The sequence below is a fragment of the Reyranella sp. genome, assembly GCF_050185545.1.
Taxonomy (GTDB): domain Bacteria; phylum Pseudomonadota; class Alphaproteobacteria; order Reyranellales; family Reyranellaceae; genus Reyranella.
In genome coordinates this window covers 1-6,160 of record NZ_JBFWZI010000294.1, presented here as the reverse complement: position 1 = coordinate 6,160, position 6,160 = coordinate 1, and the positions used below count along the sequence as shown (strand labels likewise).

The window sequence follows — 6,160 nt, the reverse complement described above, 5'->3', positions numbered from 1 at the left end:
GTCTCACACTTGAACTGCAGCGCGCTGCCGGCACCGGGCGGCGTCCACAGGAAGGCGAGGTAGCCCTTCTGCGCGGAGAGAAACGAGTCGATCGTGGTGCATTCCGCAAAGGCAATGCCCTCCCACGCGACCTGCCAGCTCTGGGGCGACGCGTTCAAGCCATCGCCGGCGCGCTGCTCGTAGCCATTGCCGAACGCGTTCTTCAGCGTCCGCGGCATCCGCGACAGCTCGGTTCCGAACGACGCGGCGATGGCCGGAAAGCTCGTGGTCGTCGGCATCAGGTGGCCAGGCCGGTGCCGAGAGTGCCGGCAGGATTGAGCAGGCCGCCGGGACGCATCTGCTCGGCGAGATTGCGATTGAAGGCCGCGCTCACCAGCGCTCCGATGTTGCGCGCCTGCTCGGCCGGATCGGGACCGGCGACGGTACCGGCGGCGCCACCGCTTCCTCCCGTCATGTTGATCACGATGTTGGTGGCAATGCTGCCGACGCCCGGGCTGCTGCCGCGCAGCGTCACCGGGATGCGGCCGTTGGGCACCGGCACATAGGCCTCCGGCGTCGAGCCCTCGCCGAACAGCGCAAGCTGTGGCCTGGTGGCGATGCCGCCCGACGCATAGGTGCGCAGCGGCACGGGACCATGGCTCGTCATGACGCCGCCGCCGGCGAACAGCGAGGTGATCCACCCGAAGGCACGCCCCAGGAGGCCGCCATCACCAGTACTGCGGCCGCCGCCGAACATCGCGTCAGCCAGGGGCCCGGTGACATTCTGCCGGATGGCCATTCGCGCAAAGTCGGCCACGACGGAATTGATCAGGCTGTGCATGGCAGACCGCCAATCCCTGGTCTGCGTCAGGATGCCAGCCAGGACTTGGTCCGTGGCCCCCAATGCCTTGGCGATCCCGCTCCCGTAGGCTTGCCAGTCCGCAGCTACATCGCGCAGGTGAGTGCCGATCGCGCCGCCGTCGGAAGTCGACCCGATCCATTCGGGAACCATCACGGCCGAGGCTCGCCGACCGAAGACGCTCTCGGCGGCAGGGACGCCGCGCTCCGGGGACCAGACCCCGCGATCCGGGGCAGACTCCTCGAACCGCCAGCCGGTCGTCACGAGGTGCTTCAACCCAAGCGTCAGCCGCTCGAGCAAGCGTTCCTCGCTCCTCCTGCCGTCCTCGATTTCCGGCCGTTCCTTGATCTGCATCGTCGCCCGGGTCACCTCCCGCGACAGCGACGAGAGCCAGGCGCTGATTTCAGCAATCAGCTCGCGCCTGCCCGCGGCGATCGTGGTGACAACGGACGAGGCGTCGAACATGGATCGCGAGAAAGCCTCCCGGGTCGGATACGCGGGCATAAGCTCGGCGGTAGGGGCACGTTTGCCCATGAGGGCCTCCAGCATCCCTGGTTCGATCGGCATCTGCGATGAGTGCCCGATGGCCGGACCAAGTCCCCTGCTCTCCTGCCAGAGAGACGCCGCGGGGAGGCTGCGCATCAGGAGGACCTGATTGCGCAAGGTCGCGTCGACTGCCGCCTTCAGCTCATTGACGGCCGCCAGGTCGGGTATGTCCAACACTGCCGCAAGGGCGCGGCCCTGGCGCAGCCCGAAATGGAATTCCTGCCCTCCGAAAGCTCGAGCACCGCGATGGCCTCGCGGCCCGGTTCCCTCCCAGCCGTCTGCCGCGGCCCCTGGTCCGCCAGGTCCGCCAATGCTTCTTCCTTCGTCCCGGCCAACCTCGTCGACCTGATCGAGCGCCCTGTGCGACCGAACGAGGACCGGTTCATGCTGCGTGATGCGATGCACGATCCTTTCCGGTGCGACGTCCCTGCCCGTCTCCGAACCTTGGGCCGGGTCACCGGCCAGCCGCGCCATCAGCGCAGGGTTGCCGGCAACGTCCGCCCTCGCGGCGCGTACGGCGCCGGTCAGGGTTATCATTCCCTTTGCCGTCTGCTGCAGCGACTCGCGGAAGACTTCGATCTGCCGGTTCACCAGCCGATAGGCCGCACCCACGCGGCTGGTCTCCTCGCCGTGCTTCCTGAGGATTTCGGCCGCTTCGTTGCGCATCCTGACGACGAGGTTCAGCTCTGTCCGGGCGTTCATGGTCGTTTCCTGGCTTCCTCTCGCTGTTGCGCCTGGCACTCCGTAACGACCGAGTGCACCAGACGCATGAGGGTCACGTACTTGACGGCCTGGCCCATGATCGAGCCGTCGTCGGCCAACACACCTTCCGCGTAGAGTGCATAAAGCCCCATGAGCTCGGCGAAGGCAGCTGGCTCATCCTTCACCGGGCGGCGTGGGCAGGCCCACGACTCGGCACCATCGAAGATCACGGGCGCCACCGCCTTGTCGATCCAGGCGCCGGTCCCGTCCTGCCGCGCGTTGCAGCCATACTCCCTCTGCTGGCGCGCCGAGCAGGTGCTGCAGACGCGCTCCGGCAGCAGGACGAGCGCCGCTACGCCGCGACGGATTTTTTTGCGTCGTCGGGCGTCACCTCGTTGATCCTGCGAATGGCGTTGGCGAGCTCGCGCACCAGGTCCTGGCCCAGCAGGGCAAGGCACTCGTCGGCGACCGCGATGTACTTCTTGCCCATGACGATGCGGTCGGCGGTCGTGAACGGCACGTCATTGCCGCGATCGTCCCTGAGATTCTCCCAGCCCCGCAGGCCGAAGCGGACGGCCTCGAGATTGGCTTCGCTCATCTTGACCTGGGCCATCGCGACGCCGCCGGCATCGTTCTCGGTGAAGGTGAGCGTGCGGTCGAACACGTAGGCCGACACGAAAGCGTCGATCGCGCCGATCGTGAATTTCGTGGCGTCGGCCGAGCCTCTGGCCGGATCGCTGTCCGATTCGATCACCTTCACGGACGACAATGTGAGAGCCTTGATCGCCATTCCGCCCTTCCCCGGGATGCTGCCGACTATGCGAGCACGATACCAACCGGGCTCGTGGCGCCTACCTGGGTGGGACGGGGTGGATCGCTTCTGCGGCCAGCGACGTGTCGCTCCGGCCAGAGGCGTCGCGGCTATTTGAGATTGCAGGCATCCCGAAGCGGGGCAGCATCCACCTCGAGGCCGTCGAGCCGAAACTCGAGGGTCTGGGCCGGCAGGCCATAGGGCGTCACGCGGACAGCCAGTCGCCTGGCCGCATAGAGCCGCTTCAGGAAGGGGGCGGACCAGGGCCCCAGGAGGCACCGTCCGAGGAGATCGCCCAGTACTCCGAAACCCAGGGCGCGGCGTCCAGGCTCCATTGAATGGTCTGGCCCCTGCGCAGCCCCAGGAAGCGCGGCCAGGACATCACCACCGAGACCCTGCCCCGCAGGCATCTCACGACGAGTATCCCAGGCCGATCATCGGCGGTCCCTTCCTGCACGCTGCCGAGCGATCGGGTCGCGAGATAAACCGACTGCGATCCGTCCGTCGGATCCGTCTCGATCTTGGTTCCCCATGTCGGCGGTGCCGAAACCTTGACGCCTGACTGCCCACGCTCCGGTTTCGGCTGACGAAGGGCGATCTCGTACGAGCCGTCCGCCGCACGGGTCGCCAGGGCCAGCTGGCCACCGCTGGTGTAGACCTCGAGGATGTCCAGCCGGGATGGCTTCCCGGCCACCTGCGTCATGGTCGCCCGCCCGCTGGTGACGGTCGCGTAGACAGCGGCATCGAGCCTCTTGCCGAGGGCGGCATGGACCCTGACGACATCGCTCGGATCGACCTTCAACCCTGCCAGCACGCCCGGCAGCGGACAGGTCGGGCACACGGTGAACGGCAGGATGACGACGGTGCTCTTCGGGGTCGCACGCTCATCGCCGGCCGGGACAATCCGGTCGGCGGCAGCCGGGACGGCAGCCATTGCGATCGCCAACAGGGCTGCGACGACCAGAGCAGTCCCGAGCTTCCACATCCTTCGACCAGAAAGACGGCGAGCGGGCGATGCCAAGCGACCTCCTCCCTCTTCGATCGAATCGTACCATCATGGTCCGCGACGCCGTAGTCGATTTCAGGTCGATCGGCGCATCTCTGACCGACGGAAAAGAAGGGCCGCACCGTTACCGGTGCGGCCCGAGGGACCCGCTTCTTGTGTTTCGAGCGGCTAACAGACGTAGAGCAGGATTTCGTCGTCGCCGTTGAGGCGATTGAACTGCAGCGCCGCGTCGAGTGCTGCGAGCCCGTTGCGATCCTTGTAGGTGAGGCCGGTGTACTGCACCGCCGGCGCATGGATCGCCCACATGTTGCCGGCCGCCGTCCCGACACGCATGCCGAACGGCATCTGCCGGCCGTTGGCGAGCTTGGACCAGAAATCCTGTTGCGCGACCAGAGTGGCCTCGGGATCGATGCCTCCGGTCGAGCTGCGCTCGGTGATGCGAACGCCGGTGAAGCCGTCGGCGGCGTTGATCGACATGCGCGGATCGATCCTGTTGCCGATGTCGTAAGAGAAGGTGTCGACGGCACAGATATTGCCGATCGGGCTCGCCACGCCGAAGCCATCGAGATGCAGGCGGCCGAGCTCGCATTGCTGCGGCAAAGTGGTCTCGAACACGGGATTGGCCGGCAGCGGCACGTCAGTCGGCGCGTTGTAGAAGCCCGTGAACTCGAACTCGACGCTGGCGCGCTGCCCCGCCTGCGCGTTGATCTTGAACGAGCCGTAGGCGCCGGTCAGCAGGTGTGCCATGCCATCCTTGTACATGCGAATGGTGAGGCTGCCGTAGACGCCCTCGTCCGACGACGGCAGGTACTGAATTCCCGGCGGCCACGCCGTCGCCACCCAGGCCTGTCCCGTCACCAGCGTGCCCGACCAGGTCGGGGTGATCGTTGCCGCGGCAAGGCCGCCGCTCAGCGACAGCGCAGAGCCCGAGACCATGGCGACGTTGGTCTGGGTCGCGGTGCCGTCGTCGTAACTGATCGAGCAGCGTGCCACGCCCGAGCCCCCACTGGTGGTGACCTGGACGTGGATTGTCTTGGGCTCGGCGAGCGCGGACAGGCTTCCGCCGCCATTCCAACTGACCGCCGGCGAGTTGGGCTGGGCGGCCGCCAGGAAGGCGCCCCACCAGGCCGCGCCCCGGTTGGTGGCGACCATGGTGCAGCCGCGCAGCAATCGCCCCATTCGGCACTCCGTGCCGACCGCTCCACCGCCGCGCAGCTCGTGCTTGAACGACATCCTGCCCATCTTTCGGGTGATGATGTCGGCGCTCGGCGAAAGGTCGTTGCGGTAGAGGTTGCGCTGGATGTTGCTGACGTCGAGCTTGTAGTCGGCGTCCTCTACCAGCATCGGGCTCGTCGAATCGGTGAGTGCCGCCGCGATGCCGTAGCTGCCTTCGAGCTCGGCGTACACCAGGGTCTTTCGCGTGAGGATCGACATGTCGAGGCTCCCGGCTCAGGCGGCAAGGACGAGGGCCGTGCCGCCGGTCGCCGACCGGCAGGCGTTGAGCTTGGTTGCGAGTTCCTTGATCGCGTCGGCGACGCTGCCCATCACCGCCGTGGCGTTCGCCGCCTTGACGATGGCATTGGCGGCGCCGGTGTCGGCGCCCGAGGCTGGCGCTCCGGTCGAGACCGCGACATCCGCGACGACCAGGGAGGTCGAGTCGAGGCCACCGGAATTGTCGACCAGAGGCGGCACGCCGCAGGCGACCGAAAGCGTGTCGACGGCGTAGCCGAGCTGGGCGATCCGGTTGCGGAGGTCCGTCAGGACGGCGTTGGCGCCGACGGCCGACGCCATGGACGCCCCCACGCCGCTGTAGGAGGTGGAGATTACGCCGATCGTCCCGTCGGCGGCCGTTCCCGACAGATTGTCGACCAGCACGCCCGCGAGCGCCGGCACCTTGGCGTGCAATTGATTGCACTGGGTCAGGATTTCCTTCAGCGCGTCGACGATGGTGGCGAAGCCCGCTTCGAGCGCCGCCTTCTGCACGGCATCGTCCGTTCCGAGTGCCGCTGGCGTGAACGCCGCGATGGCGTCGAGCGTCCCATCGGCCGCTGCACCGCCCGAGTTGTCGACGAGCTCCGGCACGGCCGAGGCGGCAATGCGGGCGACGCTCTGGGCAAGTCCGCGCATGGCCGGCGTCAACCCGTTCTGATCGACGCGATAGACCTGCGACGCGGCAGAGAAATGATTGGCATAAATCCGTACGGGCATCGGGGCGCACCTCCTGGTCGTGCGAGGCCACGATCGGCCTCTCCATGGC

At 67.3% G+C, this 6,160-nt stretch carries 7 protein-coding genes; all 7 read right to left on the bottom strand.

Annotation, left to right across the window (positions count from 1 at the left end; all coding sequences use genetic code 11):
• Nucleotides 1–278 (bottom strand): phage tail protein (locus AB7O82_RS36445; RefSeq protein ID WP_428621722.1); only part of this gene is annotated, 278 nt, incomplete at its 3' end.
• On the bottom strand, nucleotides 278–2,086 hold the full coding sequence (locus tag AB7O82_RS36440) for a hypothetical protein (protein WP_428621720.1): 1,809 nt from the start codon (nucleotides 2,084–2,086) through the stop codon (nucleotides 278–280). The genes AB7O82_RS36440 and AB7O82_RS36445, both read right to left, overlap by 1 nt.
• Nucleotides 2,083–2,316, bottom strand: coding sequence for a hypothetical protein (locus AB7O82_RS36435; RefSeq protein WP_428555405.1), 234 nt, complete (start codon nucleotides 2,314–2,316; stop codon nucleotides 2,083–2,085). Before AB7O82_RS36435 ends, AB7O82_RS36440 begins: the two co-directional genes overlap by 4 nt.
• Nucleotides 2,317–2,438: 122 nt before the next feature.
• On the bottom strand, nucleotides 2,439–2,876 hold the full coding sequence (locus AB7O82_RS36430) for a hypothetical protein (RefSeq protein WP_428555408.1): 438 nt from the start codon (nucleotides 2,874–2,876) through the stop codon (nucleotides 2,439–2,441).
• Nucleotides 2,877–3,141: 265 nt separating this feature from the next.
• Nucleotides 3,142–3,918 (bottom strand): hypothetical protein, encoded by a 777-nt coding sequence (locus tag AB7O82_RS36425; RefSeq protein ID WP_428621718.1) that lies wholly within the window; start codon nucleotides 3,916–3,918, stop codon nucleotides 3,142–3,144.
• Nucleotides 3,919–4,071: 153 nt separating this feature from the next.
• The gene (locus AB7O82_RS36420; protein ID WP_428555413.1) at nucleotides 4,072–5,337 is read right to left on the bottom strand and encodes a hypothetical protein; all 1,266 of its coding nucleotides are present in this window, start codon (nucleotides 5,335–5,337) and stop codon (nucleotides 4,072–4,074) included.
• Between the two features lie 15 nt (nucleotides 5,338–5,352).
• A complete protein-coding gene (locus tag AB7O82_RS36415; RefSeq protein WP_428555416.1) occupies nucleotides 5,353–6,111 on the bottom strand; it encodes a hypothetical protein in 759 nt (252 codons plus the stop codon).
• Nucleotides 6,112–6,160: the final 49 nt, after the last annotated feature.

Coding starts and splice junctions, on each gene's coding strand:
- AB7O82_RS36440 (WP_428621720.1), bottom strand. CDS start 2,086: ATGAACGCCCGGACAGAGCTGAACCTCGTCGTCAGGATGCGCAACGAA.
- AB7O82_RS36430 (WP_428555408.1), bottom strand. CDS start 2,876: ATGGCGATCAAGGCTCTCACATTGTCGTCCGTGAAGGTGATCGAATCG.
- AB7O82_RS36420 (WP_428555413.1), bottom strand. CDS start 5,337: ATGTCGATCCTCACGCGAAAGACCCTGGTGTACGCCGAGCTCGAAGGC.
- AB7O82_RS36415 (WP_428555416.1), bottom strand. CDS start 6,111: ATGCCCGTACGGATTTATGCCAATCATTTCTCTGCCGCGTCGCAGGTC.